This window comes from uncultured Pontibacter sp., assembly GCF_947495565.1.
Classification (GTDB): domain Bacteria; phylum Bacteroidota; class Bacteroidia; order Cytophagales; family Hymenobacteraceae; genus Pontibacter.
This window is the reverse complement of the sequence record NZ_CANLZM010000015.1, coordinates 1-16,265: the sequence shown is the minus strand read 5'-3', so window position 1 is coordinate 16,265 and position 16,265 is coordinate 1. Positions and strand designations below refer to the sequence as shown.

The 16,265-nt window shown below is 49.1% G+C and carries 14 protein-coding genes; 7 read left to right on the top strand and 7 right to left on the bottom strand.

Features of this window, described 5'->3' with window-relative positions; genetic code table 11:
- The first annotated feature begins 52 nt into the window (after positions 1-52).
- A complete protein-coding gene (locus tag Q1B04_RS17005) occupies positions 53-1,444 on the top strand; it encodes an NAD(P)/FAD-dependent oxidoreductase (protein ID WP_299761004.1) in 1,392 nt (463 codons plus the stop codon).
- Between the two features lie 76 nt (positions 1,445-1,520).
- Here the strand turns inward: Q1B04_RS17005 and Q1B04_RS17000 are convergent, their stop codons facing one another.
- Positions 1,521-2,672, bottom strand: a complete 1,152-nt coding sequence (locus Q1B04_RS17000) for a PorT family protein (RefSeq protein WP_299761002.1) — start codon at positions 2,670-2,672, stop codon at positions 1,521-1,523.
- A gap of 311 nt (positions 2,673-2,983) precedes the next feature.
- On the opposite strand from Q1B04_RS17000, the gene Q1B04_RS16995 reads away from it, so the two are divergent.
- Entirely contained in the window at positions 2,984-3,478 is a 495-nt protein-coding gene (locus Q1B04_RS16995) for a DUF4168 domain-containing protein (RefSeq protein WP_299761000.1), read from the top strand.
- Between the two features lie 78 nt (positions 3,479-3,556).
- Here Q1B04_RS16995 and Q1B04_RS16990 read toward each other — a convergent pair whose 3' ends face one another.
- The 4 genes from Q1B04_RS16990 to Q1B04_RS16975 all read right to left on the bottom strand — a co-directional run bounded on the left by Q1B04_RS16990 (position 3,557) and on the right by Q1B04_RS16975 (position 7,971).
- A complete protein-coding gene (locus Q1B04_RS16990; protein WP_299760998.1) occupies positions 3,557-5,119 on the bottom strand; it encodes a hypothetical protein in 1,563 nt (520 codons plus the stop codon).
- 575 nt (positions 5,120-5,694) lie between these two features.
- A complete protein-coding gene (locus Q1B04_RS16985; RefSeq protein WP_299760996.1) occupies positions 5,695-6,783 on the bottom strand; it encodes an amidohydrolase family protein in 1,089 nt (362 codons plus the stop codon).
- Positions 6,784-6,886: 103 nt separating this feature from the next.
- Positions 6,887-7,429 (bottom strand): GNAT family protein, encoded by a 543-nt coding sequence (locus tag Q1B04_RS16980; RefSeq protein WP_299760994.1) that lies wholly within the window; start codon positions 7,427-7,429, stop codon positions 6,887-6,889.
- Between the two features lie 2 nt (positions 7,430-7,431).
- Complete coding sequence (locus Q1B04_RS16975; protein ID WP_299760992.1) at positions 7,432-7,971, bottom strand: 3-hydroxyanthranilate 3,4-dioxygenase; 540 nt, start codon at positions 7,969-7,971, stop codon at positions 7,432-7,434.
- Positions 7,972-8,083: 112 nt separating this feature from the next.
- Here Q1B04_RS16975 and Q1B04_RS16970 point away from each other — a divergent pair, with 112 nt between their 5' ends.
- From Q1B04_RS16970 to Q1B04_RS16950, 5 genes are all read left to right on the top strand, one after another.
- Positions 8,084-8,872, top strand: coding sequence for an SDR family oxidoreductase (locus Q1B04_RS16970; RefSeq protein ID WP_299760991.1), 789 nt, complete (start codon positions 8,084-8,086; stop codon positions 8,870-8,872).
- 102 nt (positions 8,873-8,974) lie between these two features.
- A complete protein-coding gene (locus Q1B04_RS16965) occupies positions 8,975-9,265 on the top strand; it encodes a hypothetical protein (protein WP_299760989.1) in 291 nt (96 codons plus the stop codon).
- Between the two features lie 89 nt (positions 9,266-9,354).
- The gene (locus Q1B04_RS16960) at positions 9,355-10,800 is read left to right on the top strand and encodes an aldehyde dehydrogenase (protein ID WP_299760987.1); all 1,446 of its coding nucleotides are present in this window, start codon (positions 9,355-9,357) and stop codon (positions 10,798-10,800) included.
- 4 nt (positions 10,801-10,804) lie between these two features.
- The gene (locus Q1B04_RS16955; protein WP_299760985.1) at positions 10,805-11,353 is read left to right on the top strand and encodes a hypothetical protein; all 549 of its coding nucleotides are present in this window, start codon (positions 10,805-10,807) and stop codon (positions 11,351-11,353) included.
- Positions 11,354-11,549: 196 nt separating this feature from the next.
- Positions 11,550-12,413, top strand: a complete 864-nt coding sequence (locus tag Q1B04_RS16950) for a RelA/SpoT domain-containing protein (RefSeq protein WP_299760983.1) — start codon at positions 11,550-11,552, stop codon at positions 12,411-12,413.
- A 131-nt stretch (positions 12,414-12,544) separates the two neighbouring features.
- Here the strand turns inward: Q1B04_RS16950 and Q1B04_RS16945 are convergent, their stop codons facing one another.
- Positions 12,545-14,776 (bottom strand): S9 family peptidase, encoded by a 2,232-nt coding sequence (locus Q1B04_RS16945; RefSeq protein ID WP_299760981.1) that lies wholly within the window; start codon positions 14,774-14,776, stop codon positions 12,545-12,547.
- A 321-nt stretch (positions 14,777-15,097) separates the two neighbouring features.
- Positions 15,098-16,036 carry a hypothetical protein gene (locus Q1B04_RS16940; protein WP_299760979.1) on the bottom strand — a complete coding sequence of 313 codons (939 nt, stop codon included), beginning with the start codon at positions 16,034-16,036 and terminating at the stop codon, positions 15,098-15,100.
- Positions 16,037-16,265 lie beyond the last annotated feature (229 nt).

Here is a 16,265-nt window from a genome sequence, read left to right as displayed (position 1 = left end):
GCTTCGGAAAGCTTTACTTTACACTAACAAGAGGCTCTGCCCCCTATAGATTATGACCGAGAGAAAGAACATCGCCATTATGGGAGCTGGTTTGGTTGGCTCGCTGCTGTCTTTGTACCTGGCCAAGCGCGGCCACAAGGTAGACCTGTACGAGCGCCGCCCCGACCTGCGCAAAAACATTGTGGATGGCGGCCGTTCTATCAACCTCGCCCTCAGCGACCGCGGCTGGCGTGCTCTCAAAGGCATTGGCATAGAGGAAGACGTGCGCAAGGTGGCCATTCCTATGCAGGGCCGCATGATGCACGACGAGCAGGGCAACCTCACTTTTCAGCCTTACGGCAAAGAAGAGCAAGCCATTTACTCCGTCTCCAGAGGAGGTTTAAATATGGCCCTGATGAACCTGTCGGAACCAAACGACAACATTACGTATCATTTTAGCCGGCAAGCCACAGACGTAAACCTGCGCACAAACGAGGTGCAGCTGCGCAACCTGGAAACCGGCAATACCGAAACCATACAGCCGGACTTGCTTTTCGGGGCGGACGGGGCTTTCTCAGTAGTTCGTGGGGCCATGCAGAAAACCGAGCGTTTTAATTATGAGCAGAGTTACCTGGAGTACGGTTACAAGGAGTTAGCCATACCTGCCACTGCCGATGGCGGCTGGGCCATCGAGAAAAACGCGCTCCACATTTGGCCACGCGGCAACTATATGATGATTGCGCTGCCTAACATAGACGGCAGCTTTACCTGCACCCTTTTCTTCCCTTACGAGGGTGAGCGCTCCTTCTCTTCTATCAAAAACGAGCCTGATCTGATGGCCTTCTTTAAGGAGGTTTTTCCGGATGCGGTGCCCCTGATGCCAAATTTAACACAAGACTATTTTTCTAACCCCACAGGCTCCCTGGTTACGGTGAAGTGCTTTCCGTGGAGCTATGAGGGCAAGGCTCTTTTGGTCGGTGATGCATCGCATGCGGTGGTGCCTTTTTACGGGCAGGGCATGAACGCCGGCTTTGAGGATATTACCGTGCTGGACCAGATGCTGGATAAGTTTGAGGGAGACAACTGGGAAACGCTTTTCGAGACTTTTGAGCGCCGCCGCAAACCCAATGCCGATGCCATTGCAGATCTGGCCGTCATGAACTTTATCGAGATGCGCGACAAAGTAGCCGACCCGCGTTTTCTGCTGCGCAAAAAGATTGAATCTAAAATATCTGCTCAGTATCCTGACAAGTGGATTCCGATGTACTCCATGGTTACCTTCACGGACCTGCCTTATTCTTATGCCTTAGAAACCGGCCAGCAGCAGGACAAGATCATGAAAAAGGTAATGAAGCACATCCGAAGCGTAGAAGATTACGATAAACCGGAGGTGCAGAAGCTGCTTGAAAAACAACTCATCCAGAAGGAGAAACTAAAGAAGTATAACGCGGCCATAGAAGTATAACCAACGCTGCGGTAAGCCTTGCTGATTTATACTTCTACCCTTTTCAAAGTATAATAGTATAAATCAGCAACTGATCTTAAAAATAGTAACCGGTGGTAAAGGAAACAGTGCCTGTATTGGAGCTAAGATAGGTGTTAAGAGAGTTAACGCGCTGATGGTTGTGTATATCCAGGCCATACTCATACCTAAGCTCTGCTGAGACTTTGCTCTTTAAAAAGTTGTATACAAATCCGGCACCTGCTATAATTCCGGTTTGCCTGTTCGTGATAAATTCCGAATCATCTTTTATACGCACTTCAGGTGTGCTTTCGGCTGTACGCTTTACATACTGTGTATGCTTTATTTCGCGATCCTGGTAAAAGTTTAAGGCCATCCCTACGTTAGCGTATGGTTGCAGCGCTTTTGAGCTGAACTCATGCCGCACCGCCATATTTACCTTAACCGCTGATATGTTCAGTTCCATTTCATTGGCATAGTTGGTACCAAACCAGTCGTATGAGTTTTGGTCGTTGTAGCTTGTTTTGAAATAGTGTGTTTCCAGTTGCAAAGAGGTATACTTGCTTACTCTCGGGGAGCGCAGGTTTAACATCAGGCCGGCAACCGGATAAGTACTTGTGCTGAAATCGGAGTTCTCCAGGTGCAGGTAAGCCTCATCGGTAGCCGAGAAGCTTAGCGAAGTATGGCTTACCCCGAGCGCAACCCCAACCTCTGCCGCAAGCCAAGGCTTTGCCTCTTTAAACACCACCACAGGCTGCCCCGGCCAACACTCATTGTAATCTTTTATGAGACGGATCAGCGAACTTTGCGTCATTTTTACCCGCTCAATCTTCTCTATCATCTGAATGCAATCTTGCATGTATTTGTTTAAAGTGCCAATGTGCTGATTAGTCCGGCTTTTAAACAAAACGCCTTCTTCGTTATAGTACTCCTTGAAGTCTATAACCAACTGCTCTAGGCCCAAGCCCTCCTTCTCGACATAAAATGCGCCGTCCAGGTTGTATAGGTTTATTTTACTGCGCAGCAGCTCCTCCATAAACACTGCAGCAGAATCTTGCTTCAGGTGCTTGCTAGTATAATATCTGTCGCCAGGAAAGCCGTAGCCTTTTATTTGGTTAGGAGAGTAGGTTACGGCACTGGCCGTTTCTGAGCTTTTAAATTTGCATACTTTAGAACTCAGCAGACTGGCTCTGTAATCTACCAGGCCAGCAAGTGTATCTCCTGATGCCATTATTATAAACCCTGTTTTAAAATCGGATTGGGCTTTGGCTGTCAGGAAGCTGGCAGCAGCAAGAAAGCATGCAGTAAGAATTGTATAGACCTGTTTCATAGCATAGATATTTTCAACAATATATGAAAATATCTAAAATGTAATATTGAAAGGATACAACGTCTTAAATATTTTCACTATTTATTTATTGCCAGGAGCCAGAAGCTAACAGCCCAAAACAAATTTGTTAAACTGTGGGTATAAAAGATGTATTGCCGGCCCAGCGTTGGCTGTAAAATTTTTATTCACGCCTAAAACCAATCCCCTATTTTATGGATTTCAAGCAAAAACTGAAAGGCGCAGCCTTTGCTGCGCTTATACTTGGCTGTACGTTAGCGGCACCCGCGGCCATGGCACAGCAAACTGCCCCGCAAACTCAGCAGGCCCAGCCTCAAAACTTTTCTGACGCAGACCTGAAGCAGTTTGCAGACGCCAGCACCCGCCTTATGAGCGTGCAGCAGGAAGGCGAGAAAGCGATGATGGGAATTTTGGAAGAGGAGAAGCTAAGCATCGAGAAATTTAACCAGATGGCCCAGGCACACCAGCAGCAGAAACTGAATGAGGTAGATGCCACGCCTGAGGAAATGGCAGCCTTCAACAGCGCTGCACAACGCATGATGGAGATGCAACCTACCTTGCAACAAGACCTGGAAGCTGCCATACAGCAGGACGGAATGACACTGGAGAAGTTTGAGCAGATCATGATGGCTTACCGCCAAGACCCGGCACTGCAGCAGCGCATAGACGTACTAATGCAGCAGAAGTAAGATTTATACTTCAAATACCACAGAAAAGGCCGCCAGCAAATACTGGCGGCCTTTTCTATATGTAAATACGAAAGTTTTTTATTCTTCCACAGGTTTAGCTGGCTCCTGCCCGTGGGCAAACTCTACAATCCGGAAGGTACGGGCCTTGCGGTCGTAATAGCCGTAGTGCAGCTTATCTCCGTAACGGTACACTGTCTGGAACTCTGGCTCCGGCTTAAGGTTGCGCTCGTACTCCTCCACTCGCTCCTGCAGCACCTCTACATCGCCCTCCTGCTCTACTTTTGCCAGGCTGTTAGCATCAAGCACCGAATGAAAATAAGTACTTATACCTGGCCCTGTTGGCATGTTACCGCCCTGCCCGTATGGGTCATAGAAGTAGCGGCTGTAGTAAGGCGAGTTCAGGTAGTAGCTCGGCACATTGTAGGCTGGTGTCCAACGGCCAGGTATTAGCATTAGCCCGCGCGATGTGCGTACATACCTATCCGGTGTGCGTATCATTCTGTTTCGGTCGTTACGGTTGTTTCGCTCCGAAGGGGCTTTGTAAGAACCTATGGTTAGCTGCAGCGTGCTGTCGCTGTACGTGTCTACGGTGATGGCTGGTATACCTGAGGCAAGGTTTTTCATCACCTTATCCTCCTTCTCAATGACCTCGTACCCTGACGAGAACAAACCGCCTGCGCCACGCTGATAAACTGGCGTAGACTTCAAGGCCAGTTCCTCCTTATCCGTGAAAGCATACTCCTTCAGGGGCTGCAGTGTGTTAAAATCATAGGCTGTCAGTTTGAACTTGTCTTTCTCCAGATTCACCCGAAAAAGCTTGTCCTGGTGCAGGAAGGAGTTAAAGCTTGGCTCATTACGCTGTTCAATAACTGGCAGCGTACGGTATTCCGTTTTACCAGTGTTCCAGTCCAGTGAAAGGATTTCGGTAGTGGTTTCCCTTGATTTCTGACCCCGCAGAGAGTATCCATCGAAAATCATGTGCAGCTTGTCGCCACGCGAATAAATTTTACTACGATGATGGCCTGTAAACACATTTCGCTCCAGGTCGGGGTGCACGTAAATCATACCAGACTCGCGTGCATGACGGTCACGGGTGCGCGGCATCTGCTCCACACTAAACAGCCTATAATCCATTGTGGCCACGTTCTCTTCTGAATCACGGTACAGGTGCAGGTTACTGTCTTTGTCTGTATAGAGCATATAAAAATGGTCTTCATCACCGAAGCCACCCACAAACGTTACATTGCGCTCAAGGTTCAGCTGCACATCCTGCAGGCTACGGAAGGCACCCGTGTAACGGTTAATGGCAAACGGCCGCACATACTCGCGACGTCCGTTGGTGTATCGGGTGTAGAAAACAAATTCATCTGCTGTTACGCGGGTACCCATCACCTGCGGGTCTCGGGAATGGCGGTACGGAATTTCATGCTGCGCCAGCTTTTCGCCAGACGGGGAAAGCATGGCAAAGTTCAAATTTCCGCCCTGATAAAAGTATACAACCACATTACCCTCGTCATCTGCCACAGATACGAGATCCTCCGCGCGGTTCATCGGCAATTCTATATGTGCAAACTCTTTCTGGGCATGTGCAGCCGTGGCAAAGGCACCCATAAAGAGTAGGCTAAAGAGTAGTTTACGCATAAATAAAAGGTTGAATTTTATACATTTATAACGTGCAAATATTTGGCCAAAGTATAAAATATAGTAGGCAAAGCAATAGATTTTATAGTCTCTTGTGTCAGGTGTTGTTTTACTTCTATACTATTGTTGTGGGGGAAAATTTAAATACTGCTGTGTAGCTGCTGTTCTTCTTCAAGTATATTTTCTTAGCTGCTGTTCTCTTCAATTTGAAACGAACTATACTTACTAGCCTTTGTTCATCCACAGCCTTAAAAACCTATTGTTTCATTTATACTTTGGCTCCCTCAAGGCCGGGAGGCCTCTTCTTCCCGCATCGCGCGGTGTATTGAAGCTGCCGGGGGTAGGGGCCCTCTTTCGCTCCGCTGCAGGCTGCCCTTACGGGCAACGCATCAATACAAGGCGCTCTTTTCGAGGGCCCCTACTCCCACGGAAAGACTGGGATCAGTTTTCGACAGCCTCCGCTGACGGAGCTTCAACAGAATTCCCCGCCTTAGCCAAGGAGGGGTTAGAGGTGGTTGGACCCGGTATATGCATATGCCCTAATCAGTCGCTTTCGTCACATAGATTCTACCAAATTATACTTCCTGATCTTTAGGCAACGTTACTGAAGCACTGCTTTTTACAAACTGCGTTCGCTCTAGGTTTAGCCACTCCAGGGCTGTGCCGCTCAGCATGCGTTCTTTTGTAGCCAGATCGTAGGACATAGATTCAATCAGTTTTCCGGGAGACAGCTCACCCAGCGGGAAAGGGTAGTCCGTGCCGAGGGCAATTTTATCAGCGCCTACTAGGTTTACCAGATACTCCAGCGCCAGCGGGTCGTGCACCAACGAATCGAAGTAAAATCTGCCCAGGTAGTCGCGGGGGTTCACATTGTTATCTACGGCGCAAAGATCGGGGCGCATTTCGAAACCATGGGCAATACGCCCGATTGTAGCAGGAAAGGAACCGCCGCCGTGCGCAAAAGCCACACGCAGCTTGGGCAGGCGCTCAAAAACTCCCCCGAAAATCATAGAGCAGATGGCCACAGTCGTTTCGGCGGGCATGCCTACCAGCCAGGGCATCCAGTAATTGCCTGTTCGGCCTTTGCCCAGCATATCCCAAGGGTGTACAAAAATGGCTGCGCCTAGTTCTTCTGCCGCCTCAAACACCGGAAACAGCTCCGGCGCATTAAGATTCTGCCCGTTTATGTTTGTGCCGATCTGTACACCCGCCATGCCTAGTTCTTTTACACAACGCTCCAGTTCTTTGATGGCCAGTTCTGCGTCCTGCATAGGCAGGGTGCCGAGACCCACAAAGCGGTCAGGGTAGTTGGCTACAATGCCTGCTATATGGTCGTTCAGGATCCGAGATAGATCATAAGTATGCTCTGGCTTAGCCCAATAGTTAAACATGACCGGCACCGTGCTTAGCACCTGTACCCCCACTTTATGGTGGCTGCACTCATGCATGCGTACTTTAGGGTCCCAGCAGTTATCTTGAATTTCGCGGAAGAACTTGTCGTCCATCATCATGCGGGCGCAGCAGGGCTTGTGGTGCTCCAGCCGCACGAAACCGCCATAGCCGTAGCGCTCACGCAGGTTTGGCCATGTAGCAGGCAGAATATGCGTATGGATATCAATCTTCAGCAGGTTATCAGCGGTAAATATGGGCTTCTTCTCTTGCATGGCATTAAACAAACGAAATGGCAGCTATTCGGTGCATAATTTAAACAGGCAATCCAACAATATAAGCATTTTATACTTCCGGCACACCTTAAGCGCTGAAAGCTTAAAATTGCCTGTCTTTCTGAAGGAGGCCGTAGTATAGCAGGTCAATAAAGCGGCCGTTTTTGATTTCCCGTTCGCGCAGCGTGCCTTCATGGGTAAACCCAAGTTTCCGCAGCACTTTTTCTGAGCCCTTGTTGCCACCTTCCACAATAGCCTCGATACGGTTTAGGCCGAGCTGCCCGAAGCTATACTTCAGAACAGCTGCCGCTGCCTCAGGAATGTAGCCTTTGCCCCAGTGCTCAGGCAGCAGCCAAAAGCCTATTTGTGCTTTCTGGTGCTCCTGCTCCAGTTCATTCAGGCCGCAGGCGCCAATTAGTGCGGCATCATCTTTTAACGAGATTACCCACCAGGCCCCGGTACCCTGCTCCAACAGATCTTTATAGAATGACATCTGCTCCTGCACTACCTCCTCCAGCGTATCAAAATGCACCGCATAATACTCCGTCACCCGCCTGTCGGACAGCCCCTGAAGTATAAACTCCGCGTCAGAGGGTTGTACCAGGCGGAGCTGGAGGCGGCTGGTGATAAGTTTAGGGTGAGGCATACTTACTTGGCAGCCTCTGCTGGCTTGGCAGGCGGCTCCATTACGGTGCCACAGTTGTTACAGGTGCGGTGCTCCAAGCTATCCCAAAAATGGCTCATGATAACCGGCAGCTGCCCTACAATGTCCGTTACATCGGCATACTCCTCATACAGTTTATTGCCGCAGTTCTCGCAGAACCACAGAAAGCCGTCTTTTTCGCCGGGCTTGCGGTAGCGCTCCATTACCAGCCCCACTGTGTTGGCCGGGCGTTGCGGGGAGTGCGGCACACGCGGCGGCAGCAGGAAAATCTCACCTTCTTTTATAGGAATATCCACTGGCTTACCGTCCTCTATAATCTTCAGAACAATATCACCTTCCAGTTGATAGAAAAACTCCTCTCCTTCATCGTAATGGTAATCTTTGCGCGCGTTTGGCCCGCCCACCACCATCACAATAAAGTCATCATTGCCCTTAAATACCTGCTGGTTGCCAACAGGCGGCTTCAGCAGGTGGCGGTGTTCGTCAATCCATTTTTTAAAATTGAAAGGTCTTGCTACAGCCATAGTTTTAGATTTGAGGTTGATTGTCTGAAAGTACGCAATTTCCGGCAAACATGGTAGCATGCAAGGCAAGTATGGCTATGCTTCTTTCTGCGGATTTACGTACATTTAGCCTATGGATTTAAACCTGAAGAACAAACGCGCCTTGGTGTGTGGCAGCACACAGGGCATCGGCAAAGCAATAGCCACAGAATTGGCACAACTGGGAGCCAATGTTACACTGGTGGCCCGCAACGAGGAGAAACTGCAGCGTGTAGCACAGGAGCTGGACACACAGCAAGGCCAGCAGCACGACTTTATTGTGGCAGACTTTTCAGACCCTTATGACCTGAACATACAGGTACAGGCTTACCTGAAAGAGCGGCGCGAAGTGCATATACTGGTAAACAATACCGGCGGCCCGGCAGGCGGACCGATTACGGAGGCTATTTCGGATGAGTTTGTAAATGCTTTTAACCAGCACCTGATCGCAAACCACCTACTGGCCAAAGCTGTGATCCCGTACATGAAGGAGGCAAAGTATGGCCGCATCATTAACGTGATAAGCACCTCGGTAAAGCAGCCGCTAAACGGGCTGGGCGTATCCAACACCATCCGTGGGGCGGTGGCCAGTTGGGCTAAAACCATGGCCAACGAGCTAGGGCAGTTCGGCATTACGGTAAACAACGTGCTGCCTGGCGCCACCCGCACCGGCCGCCTGGAATCTATCATCGAAAATAAAGCAAAGAAAACCGATAAAGAGGTTGAGGCTGTAGAAGAAAGTATGATGGCCGAAATACCTGCCCGCCGCTTTGCAGAACCTGAGGAAGTGGCCGCCGCCGCCGCCTTTCTGGCTACGCCAGCAGCTGCTTACATCAACGGCATTAACGTGCCGGTGGATGGCGGCAGGACGGGGTGTCTTTGATTGTTGATTGCTGATTGTTGATTATTCAGGAGCATGAATATGAACTTAACCTGCCTTCATTTCCTAACAAAGTTAGAAGCACAGATGTGGCGCATCTAAAATATGGAATTCATTTTTGCTTTATTTTTCATTTTGCTGGTGGCATCAATGGTATATTTTACTCTAAAACAGAGAAAGAGGAAAGAAAAGCGAAAGGAACGTGAGTTCTTTACATCAACGGTATCAACTAGAAAGGTTTTGCTACAGATAGCATTCTTAATTTTTTTTGGTGTACTGTTGATTTTTGCGATTTCAGTTTTGAAGCGATTAGATGTACTGAATGATTTGCTATTGATATGTATAGTAGTATTTGGTTTAACCGTTGCGACATTAGTGGGCAGGAACAACAAGTAAAGCATACCTGATTCGCTACAGTATTAGTAAGGCCCTTAGTTGGTGTTCTTTCCCATAATTCCTCATTCTTAATTATTAATTCCCCTACTGTGCAGCATATTCATAACTACATCGACGGCCAATTGGTAGCACCCGTGGCCGGGCAGTATATCGACAACTACAACCCGGCTACTGGCGAGGTATACGCTCTGATTCCTGATTCGGATGAGCAGGACGTGGAGCAGGCGGTGCAGGCGGCGCAGGCGGCTTTTCCGGCCTGGTCTAGAACACCAGCCGAGAAGCGCGGGCAGATTCTGATGCGCATTGCCGACCTGATCGACCAGCACCAGGACCGTTTAGCCCAGGCTGAATCTGTGGACAATGGCAAACCTCTAAAGCTGGCGAAGTCGGTGGACATACCACGGGCCAGCAGCAACATGCGATTTTACGGCACAGCTATTCAACATTTTGCTTCGGAGGCGCATTATATGGAGGGAACCGATGCCATTAACTATACCGTGCGGCACCCGCATGGCGTGGTAGGCTGCATCTCGCCCTGGAACCTGCCTTTATACTTGTTCACCTGGAAAATAGCTCCTGCCCTGGCTGCCGGCAACTGTATCGTAGCTAAACCATCCGAAGTAACACCCATGACCGCTTTCCTGCTGTCGGAGCTTTGTATGGAGGCTGGTTTGCCGGCTGGTGTGCTTAACATTGTGCATGGTTATGGCCATAAAGTAGGCGCTGCTATCACGGCACACCCTAAAGTTCCTGTTATCTCTTTTACAGGCGGCACTACCACCGGCCGAACCATTGCAGCCACAGCAGCACCCATGTTCAAAAAGCTGTCGCTGGAGCTAGGGGGTAAAAATCCGAACATCATCTTTGCCGACTGCGACTTTAACAACGCACTTCATACTTCTATCCACTCCTCGTTTGCCAACCAAGGCCAGATCTGCCTCTGTGGCTCCCGTATTTTTGTGGAGCGGCCGCTTTATGAACAGTTTAAGCAGGCTTTTGTGGATAAAGTGAACAAACTGACCGTAGGCGACCCGCTGGAGGATGACACCAAACAGGGCGCAGTGGTATCGGAGGAGCACATGCAGAAGGTGCTTTCTTACATCGAACTGGCAAAACATGAGGGCGGCACCATACTTACCGGCGGGCACCAAGTACAGTTGGAGGGCCGCTGCGCCAATGGCTGGTTTATAGCGCCAACAGTTATAGAAGGCCTGCTGCCGGATTGCCGCACCAACACCGAGGAGATTTTTGGCCCCGTGGTTACACTTACGCCTTTTGATTCCGAAGAAGAAGTAATCCGCTATGCCAACTGCACCGAGTATGGCCTGTCTGCCACTATTTGGACGCAGAACCTGCAGCGGGCGCACCGTGTGGCGCACCAGGTACACTCAGGCATTATTTGGGTAAATACTTGGCTTCTGCGCGACCTGCGCACACCTTTCGGCGGCATGAAAAACTCTGGCGTTGGCCGTGAGGGTGGTTTTGAGGCGTTGCGCTTCTTTACCGAGCCGCAGAATGTCTGCGTGAAGCTGTAAAACAATGGAGCCTGTTCCTATTCATACTTCGTTTGAAGAAACATACAGGCAGCTCCTGTTTATAGATAATCACTTTGTAGCAGCCGCAAAAAAGAGAAACATCAGAAGAGCGCTTTTCTTTCTTGCGCTTACCGTGGCCGCTCTGCTGCTGTTTGTTTTTACGGATAGCAATTTGGGTGTGGTCGGTATTTCTATGCTGCCGCTTTGGTGGGTCGGTTTTGGGCTATACTTGCTTTATCTGAAAAAGAAAATTTACAAGTGGCAAACTGTAGCACTTAAACAGCTAGCCGAGGCAAATGTGCAGGAAAGCAGTGCCGGTCAGCAGCTTTTGATCACCGATAAAGATGTAAGCATACTCCAAAGCCAGGATGCATCGTCGGTTAAGTGGGAGGATTTCAGAGGGTACCTGGAGGAGGAAGATACTGTTTATTTGTTTCGGGAGCCTCCAAAACCAGCATGGTCTTTTTCAGAAAAAGAAGTGGGGCTCAATGCCATTGCCAAGTTAAAAGAAACTGCCAGGCGGAAACTCTCTTTGCTGAAAGCTGGCTTTTAGCACTTGACGTTACAGCTGCTAGGGCAGGTAATCTTGCACTCTTATTTGGTCTTTCCTGTATCTCTTTGATGATACTTATCAGCCTCCACCGCATGCTCAGCAACAAAGTATATACTTGGATATCTGGGCATAATTGCAACATTTATCTGCAAAACGGCTATACTTTATATAGAGGGTTCGCTAATTCTCTCCTGTTATGCGTCCATCAAACCATGTACATAAAGCCGCATTGCCTTTCATCCTTTCTTTACTTGATGTTAGTAAGGAACAGCTATACGCACAGGGAATTGATGCTCAGGAACTGGTTGTTATCTACAACGACTACACCACCCGCCTGGATGAACTGGAAGATTTAGCCATACTGGTGGCCACTAACCTGAAGCGGCAGGAAAACGTACATGCGCTGCGGTACAGGGTAAAAGAGCCGCTGCACCTCCTCAAAAAGATCATCCGGAAAAAGGAAGAATACCCTGACCGGCACCTAAACTCCGGCAACTACCTGCAATACATAAATGATTTGGTGGGCGTACGTATACTGCACCTGTACAAAGAGGACTGTACTGCTATTGGAGATTTTATAAAGCAGCACTGGGAGCTAAAGCGTGAGCCCTATGCTTACGTAGACGATAAAAGAACGTCCGAAGCCATTAAGTTTACCTCCGGCAAGTATAAAGTGCTGGTTAACGACAGAGGGTACAAGGCGCAGCATTTCATTTTAAAGGTAAAGCCAAGCCGGCAGCAGTATTTTGTGGAGGTTCAGGTAAAGACGCTGTTTGAGGAAGGCTGGAGCGAAGTAGACCACTGCATCAGGTACCCGGACCATAAACCAAACACACTACTTAACAGGCTGCTCTGGCTACTGAACGAGCTTACAGCCAACGCTGATGCAGTTGCCACCCAAATTCAGGCGCTTGCCGAGGAGCTGCATAAGTATCAGCACAACCCAAAGATAACAACCGCACAGCTCCGCAGCCACATAGACATGCTGCCTGTCGACGAACAGGAAAAGCAGTTTCTTTATACTTGCCTGGCCAAACTAACCGACAGTGAAAAGCCTTAAGTATACTGCTCCCTCTCCGGCACCTGGTTATACTGCAGCTGCTTATTTATACTTGCAACTCCCGGCGCATACCTCAAAACAAAAGGCCCACCGTTTTCGGCAGGCCTTTTATACTTGGTTTTATACCTTGCTTACTGGTTTATCTCAGTCGGGTTGATCAGCTTGCGCTCCAGGAAGTTGGTCATCATCTTAAAACGGTGAATGGACGTAACGCCGCCACCCACGCCGTGGTTACGGTTCGGGTAGTAGAAGCTCTCAAACTGCTTGTTGGCGCTGATCAGGGCATCCTGCATGGCCACCGCGTTCTGGAAGTGCACGTTATCATCACCAGTACCGTGGATCAGCAGCAGGTCGCCTTGCAGCTGGTCGGCAAACATCAGCGGTGAGTTTTCGTCGTAGCCGGCGGCATTCTCCTGCGGTGTTTTCAGGAAACGCTCCGTGTAGATGCTGTCGTAGTATCTCCAGCTGGTAACCGGAGCAACCGATACACCGGCACGGAACACGCCTTCGCCTTTGGTCAGGCCCAGCAGCGTCATATAGCCGCCGAAGCTATGGCCCCAGATACCGATGCGGTTTTTGTCTACGTAAGACTGATTTCCCAGCCACTTGGCCGCCTCAATTTGGTCTTCAATTTCATACTTGCCCAAGTTAGCGTAAGTCGCTTTCTTAAACTCAGCGCCACGGGCACCTGTGCCGCGGTTGTCCACGCTCACGATGATCATACCTTTGTCGGCCAGCACCTGGTACCACAGGTAGTTGGCGCCGCCCCAGCTGTTGGTTACCGTCTGCGAGCCTGGTCCGCCGTACACGAACATCAGCACCGGGTATTTCTTGTTCGGGTCGAAATCAGTTGGTTTGATCATCCAGCCGTTCAACTGCGTGCCGTCAGCGGTTTTCATGTTAAAGAATTCCTGCTTCGCCATGTCGTACTGCGCCAGTGTGTTCTTTAGCTGAGAGTTCTCCTCCAGCACTTTTATCAGCTTACCATCCTTGGCCGTATGCAAACTTACAGTCGGCACCTCGTTGGCGGCAGAGTGATAATCTAAAAAGTACTTAAAGTCGTTGCTCATGTTTACGCGGTGCGCACCGTCTTTCTGCGTAAGGCGGCTTTTCTTTTTGCCTTTGCTGCTGATGCTGTACAGGTGGCGCTCCAGCGGCGATACCTCTGTAGACATGTAGTACAGGCGGTCATTTTTCTCATCAAACCCAACATAGCTGCTTACTTCCCAGTTTCCGTTCGTGATCTGGCGCACCAGTTTGCCCTTCATGTTGTACAGGTACAGGTGGTTGTAGCCTTTTACTTCTGATGAGTGTATAAAGTGCTTGCCGTCTTTCAGGTAAGTCAGGTCGTCGGTCACATCAATGTAAGCCTTGTCTGTTTCCTTCAGCACCACATCAGCCTTACCTGTTGTAGCGTTAGCGTGCAGAATCTCCAATGTGTTCTGCAGGCGGTTCATCTTCTGGATCGACAGCAGGTTGGCATCGTTCGTCCACTTGATGCGCGGGATGTAAATATCGTCCTCGTTGCCGGTGTCCATCTTTACGGTTTTGCCGTTGGCCACATCGTACACCGATACTTTAACCTTTGAGTTAGCCTCGCCTGCTTTCGGGTACTTAAACTTGTTATCCTGCGGATACAGCTCGCCCCACATCTGCATGTTAAACTCCGGTACGTTAGTTTCATCAAACGTATAAAAAGCGATCTTCTTGCCATCCGGCGACCAATGGAAGCCTTGCGCAAAAGAGAACTCCTCCTCATACACCCAATCCGCATAGCCGTTAATGATGGAGTTGAACTTACCATCAGTCGTGATCTGCGTTTCCTGCATGTTGCTCAGGTCCGTCACGAACATGTTGTTCTCACGGGCAAAGGCTACGCGCTTGGCATCCGGCGAGAAGGTGGCATACATTTGCTTGCCGCCGTCGCTCAGCTTGGTCAGTTTTTTAGAGGCGATGTCGTAGATGTAGAACTCAGCTTTGGAAGAGCGGCGATAAATCTGCTCGGTATCGGTAGAGAAAAGCACCTTTTGCTCATCCGAAGAGAAGGTATAACCGTCGTACTGAATGGGCTGGCTGCTGCCGGCTGGCACCAGGTTCTCGCCCTCAATAATGGTATTTACAGGCTGGCCGGTAGTTACGTCATACTTTACGATGTCGTATACTTTGTTTTTCTCGTCGGCTACCTGCGAGCTGTAGTAGCGGCCATCGTTCATCCAATTTACCCCATACACCGATTTGGCGCGGAATGTACCTTTCTGGTAGATATCCTCCAGGGTGATGTCTTTTTTCTGCTGCGCCTGCGCCACAAAGGCAAAGCACAGAAGCACGGCAGCCAAAAGGTTTGCTCTAAGTCTGATATGCATGTTTTAGGTTTAGTTTTAGTTTAGCTCCTCTAAGTTAGAAGAATAATGTGGTTTAGCCATACTTCTACAGCCAAAACCATACCTGTAAGGGATTAATGGAGGGATTTATACTTTCTAGCTGCTGCTTTTCTGGATTTGAACCAAGCTATACTTGCTAGCTGCTGCTGATCCTCAGTCTTACAAATTTATAGCTTCACCTCTGGTTCCTACGGTGCAGCAGAAACGCTGATCAGAAAATCCGCAGCAGCCTAGATAGGATAACAAACAAAAGCGGCAGCCCTTCTCGGAGCTGCCGCTTTTAACTATTTATACTTGCTACGCTTAAAAATTTACACCTAGCGTCAGCATTACCGAATTTTGCTTTTTATCGATGTTCAGCACAGGCTCGCCGGAGCTTCTGAGTGAGTAAGGAGAATAGCTGGTGCCGCTCACAAACGGCGCATAATTAACATCCTGCTGCGAGTGCACATAAGCCGCATCAACATAAAAATTCTGCAGCCTGATACCGGCACCAAAAGTATAGTTATGCGTTGGCCCATACTTGTAGTTGATGAAGCCAGCATCATAGCTAGTGCCTACTTCAGGATCAGCGTTGTAGGCATAACCAGCGCGTAACCTGAAAACTTCGTAGCGCCCCTCAGCACCGATCTTATAATTTACTGCCGAGCTGTTGTTGCTGGAGATGCCATCGTTAATATCGTCAAAGAAGCCGCCAGAAGAAAAGTCATCGTCTTCTCTGTACTTGGCGCTGCCGTAGTTAACAAACTCTACATCTGCGGTTACAAAACCATACTTACCGATAAAGTATGCCACACCGCCCGTTGCTCTGAAAGGTGTTACCAAACGGTAAGAAAACTGCCCCGGAACTTCTGCCGCTGTTTCTACGCCGTCATTAAAAGTGGTCGTAATTCTACGCTGATAGTCATCATCAAAAGTATAAGCGGTTGGGGTTTGTATGCTTAAGCCCAAACGCAGCGCATCTATCGGGCGAGCAATCAGGCCTACTTTCAGGTTCACGCCAGCACCGGAAGTAGAGAATTCATCGGTATACTCTAAGCTGGTAAATGGCGTGCCGGCATTATCCTCGGCCTCGGTGTAGATTTTCTCCTCTGAGAAATCCACAGTAACGATACCCAGCGAGGCGCCTATATAGAGCCTGTCTTTGTAGCTGGTACCCACGCCAATATCAATCTGGTTTTGAGAGCCGGTTCTAATGATCTCCTCACGTTGAGTTATTAACCCATTTCTTAACTCAGGCACTATATATCCAGCGTTGTTATAATTAAACAAGTATCCTCCATATGCCAACCCTTCTAAAGTTGTGATTCCAGAATCAAATTCTTGATCTAAACTTTGCATTGTTCTAGCATTTGTCTCCGCTAAATCTGCAAAATACCCTATCACAGTTGGGTCAAATTCCCCCTATATTAACTATTGATTTCTCCGGCTAACGCTTCTGCGTATCTACACTGTATCCCTTGCAAGACCG